Source organism: Pseudomonas lalucatii (genome assembly GCF_018398425.1).
Taxonomy (GTDB): domain Bacteria; phylum Pseudomonadota; class Gammaproteobacteria; order Pseudomonadales; family Pseudomonadaceae; genus Aquipseudomonas; species Aquipseudomonas lalucatii.
In genome coordinates, this window is the sequence record NZ_JADPMV010000001.1 from 635,244 (window position 1) to 650,005 (window position 14,762).

Annotated in this window: 13 protein-coding genes; 9 read left to right on the forward strand and 4 right to left on the reverse strand. The window is 70.1% G+C overall.

The genetic code is table 11. From position 1 onward, the window contains the following. Positions 1-15 precede the first annotated feature (15 nt). The 3 genes from I0D00_RS02810 to edd form a co-directional block, all read right to left on the reverse strand. A complete protein-coding gene (locus I0D00_RS02810; protein WP_213638242.1) occupies positions 16-750 on the reverse strand; it encodes a response regulator in 735 nt (244 codons plus the stop codon). 61 nt (positions 751-811) lie between these two features. After that, positions 812-1,780, reverse strand: coding sequence for a glucokinase (locus I0D00_RS02815; protein ID WP_213638243.1), 969 nt, complete (start codon positions 1,778-1,780; stop codon positions 812-814). Beyond that, entirely contained in the window at positions 1,777-3,603 is a 1,827-nt protein-coding gene (edd, locus tag I0D00_RS02820; RefSeq protein ID WP_213638244.1) for a phosphogluconate dehydratase, read from the reverse strand. The genes I0D00_RS02815 and edd overlap by 4 nt, the downstream gene beginning before the upstream one ends. 132 nt (positions 3,604-3,735) lie before the next feature. Between edd and gap the strand changes: the two genes are divergently transcribed. From gap to I0D00_RS02865, 9 genes are all read left to right on the forward strand, one after another. Then, the gene (gene gap, locus I0D00_RS02825) at positions 3,736-4,740 is read left to right on the forward strand and encodes a type I glyceraldehyde-3-phosphate dehydrogenase (protein WP_213638245.1); all 1,005 of its coding nucleotides are present in this window, start codon (positions 3,736-3,738) and stop codon (positions 4,738-4,740) included. Between the two features lie 237 nt (positions 4,741-4,977). Further along, the gene (locus I0D00_RS02830; protein ID WP_213638246.1) at positions 4,978-5,286 is read left to right on the forward strand and encodes a BufA1 family periplasmic bufferin-type metallophore; all 309 of its coding nucleotides are present in this window, start codon (positions 4,978-4,980) and stop codon (positions 5,284-5,286) included. Between the two features lie 22 nt (positions 5,287-5,308). After that, positions 5,309-6,211 (forward strand): MNIO family bufferin maturase, encoded by a 903-nt coding sequence (gene bufB / locus I0D00_RS02835; RefSeq protein ID WP_213638247.1) that lies wholly within the window; start codon positions 5,309-5,311, stop codon positions 6,209-6,211. After that, on the forward strand, positions 6,208-6,987 hold the full coding sequence (locus I0D00_RS02840) for an HvfC/BufC N-terminal domain-containing protein (protein WP_213638248.1): 780 nt from the start codon (positions 6,208-6,210) through the stop codon (positions 6,985-6,987). Before bufB ends, I0D00_RS02840 begins: the two co-directional genes overlap by 4 nt. Then, positions 6,984-7,502, forward strand: coding sequence for a DoxX family protein (locus tag I0D00_RS02845; RefSeq protein ID WP_213638249.1), 519 nt, complete (start codon positions 6,984-6,986; stop codon positions 7,500-7,502). The genes I0D00_RS02840 and I0D00_RS02845 overlap by 4 nt, the downstream gene beginning before the upstream one ends. 28 nt (positions 7,503-7,530) lie before the next feature. Then, positions 7,531-7,866, forward strand: coding sequence for a hypothetical protein (locus I0D00_RS02850; protein ID WP_213638250.1), 336 nt, complete (start codon positions 7,531-7,533; stop codon positions 7,864-7,866). A 99-nt stretch (positions 7,867-7,965) separates the two neighbouring features. After that, positions 7,966-9,216 carry a TolC family protein gene (locus tag I0D00_RS02855; protein WP_213638251.1) on the forward strand — a complete coding sequence of 417 codons (1,251 nt, stop codon included), beginning with the start codon at positions 7,966-7,968 and terminating at the stop codon, positions 9,214-9,216. Next, entirely contained in the window at positions 9,216-10,691 is a 1,476-nt protein-coding gene (locus I0D00_RS02860) for an efflux RND transporter periplasmic adaptor subunit (RefSeq protein ID WP_213638252.1), read from the forward strand. Before I0D00_RS02855 ends, I0D00_RS02860 begins: the two co-directional genes overlap by 1 nt. Then, positions 10,688-13,855, forward strand: coding sequence for an efflux RND transporter permease subunit (locus tag I0D00_RS02865; protein ID WP_213638253.1), 3,168 nt, complete (start codon positions 10,688-10,690; stop codon positions 13,853-13,855). Before I0D00_RS02860 ends, I0D00_RS02865 begins: the two co-directional genes overlap by 4 nt. Here the strand turns inward: I0D00_RS02865 and I0D00_RS02870 are convergent. Continuing rightward, the gene (locus tag I0D00_RS02870; protein ID WP_213638254.1) at positions 13,852-14,745 is read right to left on the reverse strand and encodes a LysR substrate-binding domain-containing protein; all 894 of its coding nucleotides are present in this window, start codon (positions 14,743-14,745) and stop codon (positions 13,852-13,854) included. The two genes, I0D00_RS02865 and I0D00_RS02870, sit on opposite strands and share 4 nt — an antisense overlap. Positions 14,746-14,762: the final 17 nt, after the last annotated feature.

Here is a 14,762-nt window from a genome sequence, read left to right on the forward strand (position 1 = left end):
AGCAGCCGGCGCAGGTTAATGGCCATCGCCCAGGTACGGCGTGACGCTGGCCGCCAGCAGGTAGCCGCTGCCGCGCACCGTGCGGATCAGCCGCGACGGCTTGTCGGTGTCGCGCAGGCGCTGGCGCAGGCGGCTGACCGCCATGTCGACGATGCGCTCCAGCGGCATCACCTCGCGGCCACGGGTGGCGTTGCCGATGGTGTCGCGGTCGAGGATCTGCTGCGGATGGTCGAGAAACAGCTTGAGCAGGGCGAAGTCGGCGCCGGAGAGGATCACCTCCTCGCCGTCGGCGTGGAACAGCCGGTGGCTGACCATGTCCAGGCGCCAGTCATCGAAGGCCAGCACCTCGCTGCCGCGCTCATGGCTGAAATGGGCGCGGCGCAGCAGGGCCTTGATCCGCGCCAACAGCTCGCGGGGGCTGAACGGCTTGCCCAGGTAGTCGTCGGCGCCCAGCTCCAGGCCGATGACCCGGTCGGCCTCGTCGGAACTGGCGGTGAGCATGATGATCGGCACCTGGGCGAAACGCTGGTGCTCGCGCACCCAGCGGCACAGGCTGAAGCCGTCCTCGTCGGGCAGCATCACATCGAGGATCAGCAGATCCGCCGGCTCGGCGCACAGTCCCTGGCGCAAACCCGCGCCATCGCCGACCGTGCGCACCTGGAAGCCGGCGCGGCTCAGGTAGGTGTGCAGCAGCTCGCGAATTTCCTGGTCGTCATCGACCAGCAATATCGACTTTCCGGGCAGGCTCATGCTCCGCCATCCTTATTGTTAGATCATCGGCCGCAGGCGGCGCGAACGGGCGCGCGCCAGCCTACACCCGGGCCGTGGCAAATACTTGCTGCAAAGCGACACCCGCGCCCATCAGCCCCGGGTACTCGGCCGTCACCAGCCACGCCGGCACCCCGTCGAAATACGGGCTCATGACGCCCTTGTCGCGCAGGCAGCGGGCGAAGCCGCTGGCCAGGAACAGCTCGGCGAAACGCGGCACCACGCCGCCGACTATGTAGACGCCGCCGCGGCCTCCCAGGCTCAGCACCAGGTTGCCGGCCGCACGGCCGAGCCAGCAGCAGAACTGCTCGACCACCGCCTGCGCCGGGGCGTCGCCGGCCAGCGCCGCCGCGGTGACCTCGGCCGGCGAGCCCAGGTGCGGCTCATGGCCATCCAGGGCACAGAGGGCGCGGTACAGCGCCAGCAGGCCGCCGCCACTGAGCACGTCCTCGGCGCGCACATGGCCGAGCTGGCGATACAGCTGCTGCCACAACGCGGCCTCGCGCGGACTGCCGATCGGCAGGTCGACGTGGCCGCCCTCACCCGGCAGCGCCAGCCAACTGCCGTCGGCCGACTGCAGCAGGGTGCCGACGCCCAGGCCGGTGCCGGGGCCGATCACCACGCAGGGGCGGTGCGCCTCCGGCGCGCCGGGACAGACCTGCAGGCGCTCGTCCTCGCGCAGGCGGGTCATGCCCAGGGCCATGGCGGAGAAGTCGTTGACCAGCAGCAACTCGCGTACCTGCAGTTCGCGGCAGAAGGCCGCGCGGCTGATGCGCCAGTGGTTGTTGGTGAAGCGGAACAGGTCGCCGCCCACCGGCCCGGCGCAGGCCAGGCACACCGCGTCCACCGCGCCGAGCGGCAGCCCGAGCTCACCCAGATAGGCGCGGATCGCCGCCTCCGGCCCCGGGTAGTCGGCGGTGGCCAGCACCCGCACCGACTCCAGCTGCGCGTCGCGCCACAGGGCGAAACGCGCATTGGTGCCGCCGATGTCGCCGACCAGCGCCAGCTTCACTTGAGCGATTCCAGGCTGGCGGTGAAGGCGCTGGCGCCCTGCTCGGCCGAGCTGAAGGCCTGGCGCATGAAGGCGAACAGCTCGCGGCCGCACCCCTCGGCGTCGACCAGGTCGTCGACCGCGGGCTCCCGTGCCGCCAGCTCGGCGGCGTCCACCAGCAGCCGCAGCTCGCCGCTGGCGCCGTCGACGCGGATCAGGTCGCCGTCGCGCACCCGCGCCAGCGGGCCGCCATCGTAGGCCTCGGGACAGACATGGATGGCCGCGGGGATCTTGCCCGAGGCGCCGGACATGCGCCCGTCGGTGACCAGCGCCACCTTGAAGCCGCGATCCTGCAGCACGCCGAGGAAGGGGGTCATCTTGTGCAGTTCGGGCATGCCGTTGCTGCGCGGGCCCTGGAAGCGCATCACCGCGACGAAATCGCGCTCCAGTTCGCCGGCCTTGAAGGCATCGGCCAGTGCCTGCTGATCGTGGAACACCCGCGCCGGCGCCTCGACCACCTGGTGCTCGGGCGCCACCGCGGAGACCTTCATCACCCCGCGCCCGAGGTTGCCCTGCATCAGGCGCAGGCCACCCTCGGCGGAGAACGGGTTGGCCACCGGGCGCAGCACGCTTTCGTCGTGGCTCTTGCTCGGGCCGTCGCGCCAGACCAGCTCGCCGTCCTCGAGGAAGGGCTCGCGGCAGTAGCGGGACAGGCCGTGGCCGGCCACGGTGTTGACGTCCTCGTGCAGCAGGCCGGCCTCGAGCAGCTGGCGAATGAGGAAGGCCATGCCGCCGGCGGCCTGGAAGTGGTTGATGTCGGACTTGCCGTTGGGATAGACGTGGGCCAGGGTCGGGGTCACCGCGGAGAGGTCGGCCATGTCCTGCCAGGTCAGCTGGATGCCGGCGGCGCGGGCGATGGCCGGCATGTGCAGGGTGTGGTTGGTCGAGCCGCCGGTGGCATTCAGCGCGACGATGGAGTTGACCAGGCAGCGCTCGTCGACGATCCGCCCCAGCGGCATGAACTGGCCGCTCTGCCGGGTCAGGCGGGTGATCTGCCGGGCCGCCTCGGTGGTCAGGGCGTCGCGCAGCGGTGTGCCCGGGTTGACGAAGGAGGCGCCCGGCAGGTGCAGGCCCATCACCTCCATCAGCAGCTGGTTGGTGTTGGCGGTGCCGTAGAAGGTGCAGGTGCCGGGGCTGTGGTAGGCGGCCATCTCGGCGGCCAGCAGCTCGTCGCGGCTGGCCTTGCCCTCGGCGTAGCGCTGGCGCACGTCGGCCTTCTCCTTGTTCGACAGGCCGGAGGGCATGGGCCCGGCCGGCACGAACAGGCTCGGCAGGTGGCCGAAACGCAGCGCGCCCATCAGCAGGCCTGGGACGATCTTGTCGCAGATGCCCAGGTACACCGCCGCATCGAACATGTTGTGCGACAGCGCCACGGCGGTGGACATGGCGATCACCTCGCGGCTGGCGATGCCCAGCTCCATGCCCGGCTCGCCCTGGGTCACGCCGTCGCACATGGCCGGCACGCCACCGGCGAACTGGCCGACCGAGCCGACCTCGCGCAGGGCCTGTTTGATCCGCTCCGGATAGTCCTGGTAGGGCTGGTGCGCCGAGAGCATGTCGTTATAAGCAGAAACTATGGCGACGTTGGCCGCATCCATCAGGCGCAGGGTCTGCTTGTCCTGGCTGCCGCAGCCGGCCACCCCATGGGCGAAGTTGGCGCATTGCAGCTTGCCGCGCTGCGGGCCCTCGCTGGCGGCCGCATCGATCATCGCCAGGTAGCGCGCGCGCGTGGCGCGGCTACGGTCAATCAGGCGGTCGGTTACCTCAAGGACGCGGGGATGCATGTTGTCGACTCCAGGCTGGCGAATGACGATATTTTGTACTTACTACGAGAATATTGCCAGTCAAACGGCTTGATTTCTACACCTTTGAATATAATCTTGTAATTCCAACAACAAAATCACGAGACCTCCACCATGACCCTACGAATCGCCATCAATGGCTTCGGCCGCATCGGCCGCAACGTCCTGCGCGCCCTCTACAGCCAGGACTACCGCCAACAACTGCAGGTCGTGGCGATCAACGACCTGGGCGACAGCGCGATGAACGCGCACCTGTTCAAATACGACAGCGTGCACGGCATCTTCGAAGGCCAGGTGCAGGCCGACGGCGAGCATCTGACGGTCAATGGCGACCGCATCGCCGTCAGCGCCATTCGCAATCCGGCCGAGCTGCCGTGGCGGGCCCTGCAGGTCGACCTGGTGCTCGAGTGCACCGGGCTGTTCACCGAACGCGACAAGGCCGCCGCCCACCTGCGTGCCGGCGCCCACAAGGTACTGATCTCGGCACCGGCCAAGGGCGCCGACGCCACCCTGGTGTTTGGCGTCAACCAGGACGTGCTGCGCCAGTCCATGCAGATCATCTCCAACGCCTCCTGCACCACCAACTGCCTGGCGCCGGTGGCCCAGGTGCTGCAGCGCGAGCTGGGCATCGAGCAGGGCCTGATGACCACCATCCACGCCTACACCAACGACCAGAACCTCTCCGACGTCTATCACGGCGACCCCTACCGCGCCCGCTCGGCGACCCAGTCGATGATCCCGACCAAGACCGGCGCCGCCGAGGCAGTGGGCCTGGTGCTCCCGGAACTGGCCGGCAAGCTGACCGGCATGGCCGTACGGGTGCCGGTGATCAACGTCTCGCTGGTCGACCTGACCCTGCAGGTCAAGCGCGAGACCACGGCCGAGGAGATCAACGCCCTGCTCAAGGCGGCCAGCGAGCAATCGCCGGTGCTCGGCTACAACAGCCTGCCCCTGGTGTCCTGCGACTTCAACCACAACCCGCTGTCGTCGATCTTCGACGCCAACCACACCAAGGTCAGCGGCAAGCTGGTCAAGGTCATGGCCTGGTACGACAACGAATGGGGCTTCTCCAACCGCATGCTCGACAGCGCCCTGGCGCTGTGCCACGCCCCCGCATGAGGCACGGCCGGGCAAGGGCCGGGCAAGGGCCGGGGCCAGGCGGCGGGTGCGCGCCGGCTCGCAAAGTTTTCTGCGGGGGCCTGTAACAAAAGTCCATACCGCCCGTCAGATTGGGTAAGAACGGCACGCGCGATTGCCGGGCGCCGGCATCCGGCGCCGGCGAACCGGGCTGTCACTGCTGCTGTTCTATGCTGAATGCGCATGCATCACCCCCTCAGACATATGGAGATACCCAAGATGAAAACCACTGCTTCCCATGCTGTTTCGGCCGCCGGTCTCGCCCTTGCCCTGGGGGCAGCCCTGGCAATCTCCAGCGCTCCGCTCACCGCCCAGGCGGCGGAGAACGAGAAGTGCTACGGCGTATCCATGAAGGGCAAGAACGACTGCGCCGCCGGCCCCGGCACCACCTGCGCCGGTACCGCCAAGACCGACTACCAGGGCAACGCCTGGAAATTCGTCCCGGAGGGCACCTGCAAGGAAATCGCCTCGCCGACCTCGCCGACCGGCTTCGGCCAGCTCGAGGCCTTCGAGGAAGTGAAGTCCTGATCGGCCAGCAGGAGCGCTGTTGATGATCCCCACCCCCAATCCCCCTGTCAGCAGCGCCCCTGCGCTTCGGCCCGCGCTTCCCAGCCGGGCCGGCATCAGCCTTAAATCGCAGCACTTCGAGGAGATTCTCGATAACCCGCCAGCCGTTGGCTTCTTCGAGGTCCATGCGGAGAACTACATGGTCGCCGGCGGCCCCTTCCACCACTACCTGGGGCTGATCCGCGAGCGCTATCCCCTGTCGATTCACGGCGTCGGATTGTCCATAGGCGGCCAGCAGGCCCTCGACAGCGAACACCTGCAGCGCCTGGCCAGGCTGCTCGAACGCTATCAACCCGAATCATTTTCCGAGCACCTGGCCTGGTCGAGCCATGGCGAGGTGTTCCTCAACGACTTGCTGCCGATCTGCTACGACGCACAGACCCTCGAGCGGGTCTGCGCCCACGTCGATCAGGTCCAGCAGCACCTGCAGCGGCAGATGCTGCTGGAGAATCCGGCAACCTACCTGCAGTTCGCCGGCTCCACCCTGGACGAGGCCCACTTCATCAACGAAGTGGTGCGTCGCACCGGCTGCGGCCTGGTGCTCGACGTCAACAACATCTATGTCTCCTGCATCAACCACCACTGGGACGCCCAGGCCTACCTGCGCGCCCTGCCGCTGGACGCGGTGGGCGAGATCCACCTGGCCGGCTTCACCGAGGACCGCGATGCGGCCGGCGACCGCCTGCTGATCGACAGCCACGGCGCGCCGGTCGACAACGCGGTGTGGCGGCTCTTCGAGGACGCCCTGGGGCTGATCGGGCCGACCCCCACCCTGCTCGAGCGGGACAACGCGGTGCCGCCGCTGGATGCACTGGTGCGCGAAGCGCAGCAGGCCCAGGCGCTGCTCGATGCCTGTGAGCCGCGTCGACAGCAGGCCCGGGCATGAGCATGCAGCAGCAATTCGCCGCCGCCCTGCTCGATCCACAGCTGGATTGCCCGGCACAGCTGCGCGCCTGGAACGGCTCCGACCCGGCACAGCGTTTCGCCGTCTACCGCAACAACGTACTCAGCTCCCTGGTCGATGCCCTGGCCGCCAGCTTCCCGGTGGCCCAGCAGTTGGTGGGCGAGGCCTTCTTCCGCGCCATGGCGGCCGAGTTCGTGCGTGGCGCGCCGCCACGCTCGCGCATCCTGGCCTACTACGGGGCCGGCTTCCCGGCCTTCATCGAAGGCTTCGCGCCGGCCGCCGGCCTGCCCTACCTGGCGGACGTGGCGCGCCTGGAACTGCTGCGCATCGAGGCCTACCACGCCGCCGACGCCGCCCCCGTCGCCCATGATGCGCTGGCCGCCGCCCTGGCCACTCCCGAGCGCGTCGGCGCCCTGCACTTCCAGCTGCACCCGGCACTCGGCGTGCTCGCGTCGGCCTTCGCGGTGGTCTCGCTGTGGGCCGCCCATCAGGGCGAACGACGGCTCACCGGCCTGGACCCCGGCCTGGGCGAATGCGCCCTGGTCCAGCGCCGGGCGCTGGAGGTCGAGGTACTCGGCATCCGCCCGGGCGCCGCGCGCTTCATCCAGGCCCTGCAGCAGGGACGCCCCCTGGGGCAGGCCGCAGCAGACGCCCTGGCGCACGACGCCGAATTCGACCTCGGCCACTGCCTGGCCCAGCTGCTCGGCAGCGGCGCCATCATCCGCTTCGCCTACGCCAACCAAGGACAACAGCCATGAGCAATTCCGCCGACCTGGCCCGCGCCGCCGCCCCCGTCCGCCTGATCGCCTGGGCGATCGACCTGTGCAAGCTGATTCCCTACAGCCTGGTGGCCCTGCTCGGTCGCTTCTCGATCGCCGCGGTGTTCTGGAAGTCCGGCCAGACCAAGATCGAGGGCCTGGCCATCGACATCGTCGAGGGCACCTTCGAGCTCGGCCTGCCCAGGCTCTCGGCTTCGGCCGTGCCGCTGTTCGAGCACGAGTACCAGGTGCCGCTGCTGCCCGCGGAACTGGCCGCGCAGCTGGCGGCCTTCGCCGAGCACCTGTTTCCCATCCTCATCCTCCTCGGCCTGGCCACCCGTTTCTCCGCCCTGGCGCTGCTCGGCATGACCCTGGTGATCCAGCTGTTCGTCTACCCTGGCGCCTACCCGACCCACGGCGTCTGGGCGGCCGTGCTGCTGCTGCTGGCGGCCAAGGGCCCCGGTGTTCTTGCCCTGGATCAACTCATCGCCAGGCACTATGGTTATAATCGCTGACCCGTCACAGCCGAATCATCACGCCACCATGACCGCCCGCCTGCTCCTGTGCCTGCTGCTCTGCCTCGCGCTGCCCCTCAACGGGCTGGCGGCGCTGGCCGTGCAGGCCGAGCCCTGCCCGATGCCGGCCCAGGCCCATGAGACGCCGATGCCGGCCGGGAGCGATTGCTGCGACGCCCAGAAAAGCGCGCAGCTCGGCAGCAAGGTGTGCAAGAACGGCCAGCAATGCCAGAGCGCCGGCCTGCCCCAACTGGCCACGGCCAGGACGCAGTTCCCCGCCGCGGCCACCCCCGCCCCGACGGGCTACGGCGACTTCCTCCCCTCGCAGGCCCCCGAAGACCTCTGGCGCCCACCCCGCGGCTGATTCCCGTCCTGTCCTGAACGTCGCTGCGCGCTCCCTGGTGCACAGCGACACGTGCGCCTGCGCGTGTGCCGGCGCTGGATCATCAGCGGAACTCCTGCCATGAGAACACCTGAAACCCGCAGCGGGCGCACCGGCGCGCTGCTGGCCGCCTGCCTGCTGGCCCTGCCCGCCTGGGCGGCCGCCCTGACCCTGGACGAAGCCCTGCAGCTGGCCGAGCGACAGGCGCCCTCGCTGGCCGCCCAGGCAGCCGGCGTCGACGCCGCCCGCAACGCGGCCATTCCCGCCGGCGAACTGCCGGACCCCAAGCTGCTGCTCGGCCTGCAGAACGTCCCCGCCGAAGGCCCCGACCGCGGCAGCCTCAACAGCGACTTCATGACCATGCAGATGGTCGGCGTCATGCAGGAGGTGCCCAATCGCGCCAAGCGCCGGGCACGGGTAGAGGTGGCCCAGGCCGGTATCCGGCGGGCCGACGCCGAGCAGCGGATCGAGCGGCTCAGGGTCAGACGGGAAACCGCCATGGCCTGGATCTCGACCCTGGCCGTCGAGCAGAAGCTCGACCTGTTCGCCAACCTCTACGAGGAGAACCGCCTGCTCGCCAAGGCCGTGCAGGCGCGCATCGCCGGTGCTCGCGGCCAGGTCGCCGACAGCGTGGTGCCCAAGCAGGAGGCGGCCCTGCTGGCCGAGGAGGAAGATCGGCTGATCGCCGCACGCACCCGGCAGCAGGCCGCACTGCGGCGCTGGATCGGCGAGACGGCCACGCAGGCACCGGTCGGCCGCCAGCCCCAGTGGCCGGTCGACGCCCAGCACTACCGCAGCCAGCTGCAGCGACACCCGGAGCTGAGCGCCTTCGCGCCCATGACCGAGGAGGCCGAGGCCAGGGTGCGCGAGGCGCTGGCGGACAAGCGCCCGGACTGGAGCTGGGAGCTGGACTACCAGCGCCGCGGCCGCGCGTTCGGCGACATGCTGAGCCTGCAGTTCAGCGTCGACCTGCCGCTGTTTCCGGGCGCCAGGCAGAACCCCAGGATCGCCGCGCGCCACGCCGAGCTGGACCGTGTACAGGCCGAACGCGAAGCGCTGGAACGCGAACATGCCGCGCAGCTGGCCGAGGACCTGGCCGAATACCAGCGCCTGGACCGCGCCGTGCAACGCAGCCAGGACAGCCTGCTGCCGCTGGCCGAGGAAAAGCGCGCCCTGACGATGGCCGGCTACCGCGCCGGCAGCGCCGAGCTCGGCGAGCTGGTGGCCGCCCGCCGCGAACTGATCGAAGCCCGCCTGCGCCATATCGACCTCGAGGAACAGCGCGCCCTGAGCAACGCCCGCCTGTACTTCGCCTATGGAGAATCCCCTTGATGAGCACTCGAATCATGCAAGGCGCCGTGCTTGCCGGCCTGGCGCTCGCCATCGGCGCCCTCGGCGGCTACGGCCTCGCCAGACAGGCCGGCGCCCCCGCCGCCGACACCGCGGCAGCGGCGCCCGCCCCGCAAGGCGAGGTGCTGTACTGGTACGACCCCATGTACCCGCAACAGAAGTTCGACCAACCCGGCAAGTCGCCCTTCATGGACATGCAGCTGGTGCCCCGCTATGCCGACGGCGCCGGCGACAGCGCCGCGGTCAGCATCGATGCCAGCGTCGCCCAGAATCTCGGCATGCGCCTGGCCCCGGTCACCCGCGAGGCCATGAGCGGCAGCCTGGAGGTGGTCGGCAGCCTGACCTTCAACAGCCGCGATGTCGCCGTGGTGCAGGCGCGCAGCGGCGGTTTCGTCGAGCGGGTCTACCCGCTGGCGCCGGACGACCTGCTGGCCGCCGGCGCGCCCCTGGCCGAGCTGCTGGTGCCCGCCTGGGCCCAGGCCCAGGAGGAGTTCCTCGCCCTGCGCGCCACGGCCGAGCCCGAGCTGCTGGCCGCCGCGCGCCAGGGCATGCGCCTGGCCGGCATGCCGGCCGCACTGATCGAGCAGGTGGCGCGCAGCGGCAGGGTGCAGACGCTGTGGACGGCCACCAGCCCCATCGCCGGGGTACTGCAGACCCTCGAGGTGCGCGCCGGCATGACCCTGGCTGCAGGCGAGCCGCTGGCGACCATCAACGGCCTGGCCAGCGTGTGGCTGGACGCCGCGGTGCCCGAGGCCCAGGCCCAGGGCCTGGCGCCCGGCCAGAGGGTCGAGGTGCGCCTGCCGGCCTTGCCCGGCGAGGTGCTGGAAGGACGCATCGAGCGCATCCTGCCCGAGGCCAACCTGGACAGCCGCACCCTGCGGGTCAGGGTCGCACTGGCCAACCCCGATGGCCGCCTGCGGCCGGGGCTGACCGCCCAGGTGCGCCTGGCCCGCCCGGCCGAGCGGGCCGCGCTGTGGGTGCCGAGCGAGGCGGTGATCCGCACCGGCCGCCGTGCCCTGGTGATGCTCGCCGAGGATGGCGGACGCTACCGCCCGGCCGAGGTCCGCCTGGGCCGCGAGACCGGCGACAAGACCCAGGTCCTCGAAGGCCTGCAGGAAGGCCAGCGGGTGGTCGCCTCCGGGCAGTTCCTGCTCGACTCCGAGGCCAGCCTGCGCGGCATCCTCGCCCGGGGCCTGGACGGTCCCCAGACGCCCGCCGCCCAGCCGGCCCTGCACGAGGCCGAAGGCCGGGTCATCGCCATCGACGGCGACTCGCTGCGTCTCGCCCACGGCCCGTTCAAGACCCTCGGCATGCCGGGCATGACCATGAGCTTCCCGCTGGCCGATCCGGCCTTGGCCCAGGGCATCCAGACCGGCGAGCGGGTGCGCGTCGGCGTACGCCAGAGCGATGAGGGCCTGCTGATCGAGCGCCTGGAGAAGCTCGAGGTGCAGCCATGATCGCCGCCCTGATCCGCTGGTCGGTGGGCAACCGCCTGCTGGTGCTGCTGGCCACCCTGTTCGCCACCGCCTGGGGCGTCTGGTCGCTGCAGAACACCCCCATCGATGCGCTGCCCGACCTGTCCGACGTGCAGGTGATCATCCGCACCCCCTACCCCGGCCAGGCCCCGCAGATCGTCGAGAATCAGGTCACCTACCCCCTGGCCACCACCATGCTCGCGGTGCCGGGGGCGAAGACGGTGCGCGCCTATTCGTTCTTCGGCGACAGCTTCGTCTATGTGCTGTTCGAGGACGGCACCGACCTGTACTGGGCGCGCTCGCGGGTGCTGGAATACCTCAGCCAGGTGCAGAGCCGCCTGCCGGCCGGCGCCAAACCGGCCCTGGGGCCGGACGCCACCGGGGTCGGCTGGATCTACCAGTACGCCCTGGTCGATCGCAGCGGGCGGCATGACCTGGCCCAGCTGCGCGCCCTGCAGGACTGGTTTCTCAAGTTCGAACTGAAGACCCTGGCCAACGTCGCCGAGGTGGCGACCATCGGCGGCATGGTCAAGCAGTACCAGGTACAGCTCGACCCGCTCAAGCTGGCCAGCCTGGGCATCACCCAGGCCGAGGTGACGGCGGCCATCGGCCGCGCCAACCAGGAAACCGGCGGTGCGCTGCTGGAGCTGGCGGAGACCGAGTTCATGGTGCGCGCCTCCGGCTACCTGCAGACGCTGGCGGACTTCCGCGCCATTCCCCTGCGCCTGGATCGCGGCGGCGTGCCGGTGACCCTCGGCGACGTGGCGCACATCCAGCTCGGCCCGGAGATGCGCCGCGGCATCGCCGAGCTGGACGGCGAGGGCGAAGTGGTCGGCGGCGTGGTGATCCTGCGCAGCGGCAAGAACGCCCGCGCCACCATCGCCGCGGTCAAGACCAAGCTCGAGGCGCTCGAGGCCAGCCTGCCGGAGGGGGTGGAGATCGTCACCACCTATGACCGCAGCCAGCTGATCGACCGCGCGGTACGCAACCTGGGCGAAAAGCTGGTGGAGGAGTTCATCGTCGTCGCCCTGGTCTGCGCCCTGTTCCTCTGGCACCTGCGCTCCTCCCTGGTGGCCATCGTCTCCCTGCCGGTCGGCGTGCTGATCGCCTTCGCGGTCATGCAGCAGCAGGGCATCAACGCCAACATCATGTCCCTCGGCGGCATCGCCATCGCCATCGGCGCGATGGTCGACGCCGCGGTGGTGATGATCGAGAACGCCCACAAGAAGGTCGAGGCCTGGCGCGAGGCCCATCCCGGCGAGGAGCTCAAGGGCGAGCAGCACTGGCAGGTGATGACCGCGGCGGCGGTGGAGGTCGGCCCGGCGCTGTTCTTCTGCCTGCTGATCATCACCCTGTCGTTCGTCCCGGTGTTCACCCTGCAGGCCCAGGAGGGCCGTCTGTTCGGCCCCCTGGCCTTCACCAAGACCTACGCCATGGCCGCCGCCGCCGGCCTGTCGGTGACCCTGGTGCCGGTGCTGATGGGCTACTGGATTCGCGGGCGGATTCCCTCCGAGGCGCGCAACCCGCTGAACCGCGGGCTGATCCGCCTCTACCAGCCGGCCCTGGAAGGGGTGCTGCGCTGGCCCAGGACCACGCTGCTGGTGGCCGTGCTGGTGTTCCTCAGCGCCCTGTGGCCCCTGTCACGCCTGGGCGGCGAGTTCCTGCCGCCGCTGGACGAGGGCGACCTGCTGTACATGCCCTCGGCCCTGCCCGGGCTGTCGGCGCAGCAAGCCGCGCAGCTGCTGCAGCAGACCGACCGGCTGATCAAGACGGTGCCGGAAGTCGCCCACGTGTTCGGCAAGGCCGGCCGCGCCGAGACCGCCACCGACCCGGCGCCGCTGGAGATGTTCGAGACCACCATCGCTTTCAAGCCCCAGGAGCAATGGCGCGCCGGCATGACGCCGGACAGGCTGGTGGAGGAGCTGGACCGGGTGGTGCAGGTGCCGGGGCTGACCAATATCTGGATTCCGCCGATCCGCAACCGCATCGACATGCTCGCCACCGGTATCAAGAGCCCGATCGGGGTTAAGGTCGCCGGCAGCGACCTGGCGCAGATCGACGAGACCACCCAGGCCATCGAGCAGGTGGCCAAGCAGGTGCCGGGGGTCAGCTCGGCGCTGGCCGAGCGCCTCACCGGCGGCCGCTACATCGACGTCGACATCGACCGCCAGGCCGCGGCGCGCTATGGCCTGAACATCGCCGATGTACAGGCCATAGTCGCCGGCGCCATCGGTGGCGAGAATATCGGCGAGACCATCGAGGGTCTGGCGCGTTTCCCCATCAGCCTGCGCTATCCGCGGGAATGGCGCGACTCCCTGGGCGGCCTGGAACAACTGCCGATCTACACCCCCCAGGGCAGCCAGATCACCCTCGGCACGGTGGCGCGCATCGCGGTCAGCGACGGCCCGCCGATGCTCAAGAGCGAGAACGCGCGGCCCTCGGGCTGGGTCTACGTGGACGTGCGCGGCCGTGACCTGGCCTCGGTGGTGGCCGACCTGCGCGGCGCCATCGAGCAGCAGGTGCGCCTGCAGCCGGGCGTCAGCCTGAGCTACTCGGGGCAGTTCGAGTTCCTCGAGCGGGCCAACGCACGGCTCAAGCTGGTGGTGCCGGCCACCCTGCTGATCATCTTCGTGCTGCTCTACCTGTGCTTCGCCCGCTTCAGCGAGGCGGCGCTGATCATGCTCACCCTGCCCTTCGCCCTGGTCGGTGGAGTCTGGTTCCTCTACCTGCTGGGCTACAACCTGTCGGTGGCCACCGGGGTCGGTTTCATCGCCCTGGCCGGGGTCGCCGCCGAGTTCGGCGTGATCATGCTGCTGTACCTGAAGAACGCCTGGGAGGCGAGCCAGGCGGCTGGCCATCACGGCGAGAACGCGCTGCTCGAGGCGATTCGCGAGGGCGCCGTGCAGCGCGTACGGCCCAAGGCCATGACCGTGGCGGTGATCATCGCCGGCCTGTTGCCGATCCTGCTCGGCAGCGGCACCGGCAGCGAGGTGATGAGCCGCATCGCCGCGCCCATGGTCGGCGGCATGCTCAGCGCGCCGCTGCTGTCGCTGTTCGTGCTGCCGGCGGCCTACCGCCTGATGCACGGCCGCGGCGTGGCGCGGGCCGGTGCCACAGGCGCCCTGCCGGCGGCCGCGAGCGACTAGCCGCTCGGGCCGAGGCGGCCGGCGAGGTAGTCGAGGAAGCAGCCGATGCGCGAGGCCAGCGCGGTGTTGCGGTAGTACACCGCGTGGATCGCCTGGCGCACCTCGACGGTGGCCTGTGGCAGCAGCTGTACCAGCTCGCCGCGGGCGCGGTCGCCACGGGTCATGAAATCGGCCAGGCAGACGATGCCGGCGCCGGCCAGGGCCAGTTGGCGCAGGGTCTCGCCGCTGGAGGCCACAAGGCTGGGGCTGATCGCCAGGCTGTCGCCCAGCGCGTGGCGCAGCGGCCAGTGGTTGAGGCTGTCCGGCTGGGTGAAGCCGAGCAGGCTGTGACCGGCCAGCGCCTCGACGCTCTGCGGCGTGCCATGGGCCGCCAGATAGGCCGGGCTGGCGAGCACGCGCAGACGGTTGCTGCCCAGCGGGCGGGCATGCAGGCTCGAGTCGCGCAGCGCACCGATGCGGATGGCGACATCGGTGCGCTGCTCGAGCAGGTCGATGATGCGCTCGCTGCTGTGCAGCTCCAGCTGGATCTGCGGGTACTGCCGGCGAAAATCCTCGATCAGCGGCACCACCACATGCAGCATGAAAGGCGCCGCGGCATTCACCCGCAGGCGCCCTGCCGGCTGCTGGCGGCGCAGAGCCATCTGCTCTTCGGCCTCGTCCACCGCAGCGACGATCCGCCGCGCCTGGACGAGGAACACCTGGCCCTCCTCGGTCAGCTCCAGGCGGCGGGTGGTACGGCGCAGCAGGGTGGTCTCGAGCTTGGTTTCCAGGCGGCCCAGGGCACGACTGATGCCCGAGGTGGTCTGCGCCAATTGCTCGGCCGCAGCGGTGATGGAGCCGCTGTCGACCACATGGATAAAGGCTTGCAGCTCGTCCAGGGTGCTTTTCATTGTTGAATATTAATCAA

Coding starts and splice junctions, on each gene's coding strand:
- I0D00_RS02850 (WP_213638250.1), top strand. CDS start 7,531: ATGACCGCCCGCCTGCTCCTGTGCCTGCTGCTCTGCCTCGCGCTGCCC.
- I0D00_RS02830 (WP_213638246.1), top strand. CDS start 4,978: ATGAAAACCACTGCTTCCCATGCTGTTTCGGCCGCCGGTCTCGCCCTT.
- I0D00_RS02845 (WP_213638249.1), top strand. CDS start 6,984: ATGAGCAATTCCGCCGACCTGGCCCGCGCCGCCGCCCCCGTCCGCCTG.
- edd (WP_213638244.1), bottom strand. CDS start 3,603: ATGCATCCCCGCGTCCTTGAGGTAACCGACCGCCTGATTGACCGTAGC.
- I0D00_RS02860 (WP_213638252.1), top strand. CDS start 9,216: ATGAGCACTCGAATCATGCAAGGCGCCGTGCTTGCCGGCCTGGCGCTC.
- I0D00_RS02840 (WP_213638248.1), top strand. CDS start 6,208: ATGAGCATGCAGCAGCAATTCGCCGCCGCCCTGCTCGATCCACAGCTG.
- gap (WP_213638245.1), top strand. CDS start 3,736: ATGACCCTACGAATCGCCATCAATGGCTTCGGCCGCATCGGCCGCAAC.
- I0D00_RS02855 (WP_213638251.1), top strand. CDS start 7,966: ATGAGAACACCTGAAACCCGCAGCGGGCGCACCGGCGCGCTGCTGGCC.
- I0D00_RS02870 (WP_213638254.1), bottom strand. CDS start 14,745: ATGAAAAGCACCCTGGACGAGCTGCAAGCCTTTATCCATGTGGTCGAC.
- bufB (WP_213638247.1), top strand. CDS start 5,309: ATGATCCCCACCCCCAATCCCCCTGTCAGCAGCGCCCCTGCGCTTCGG.
- I0D00_RS02810 (WP_213638242.1), bottom strand. CDS start 750: ATGAGCCTGCCCGGAAAGTCGATATTGCTGGTCGATGACGACCAGGAA.
- I0D00_RS02865 (WP_213638253.1), top strand. CDS start 10,688: ATGATCGCCGCCCTGATCCGCTGGTCGGTGGGCAACCGCCTGCTGGTG.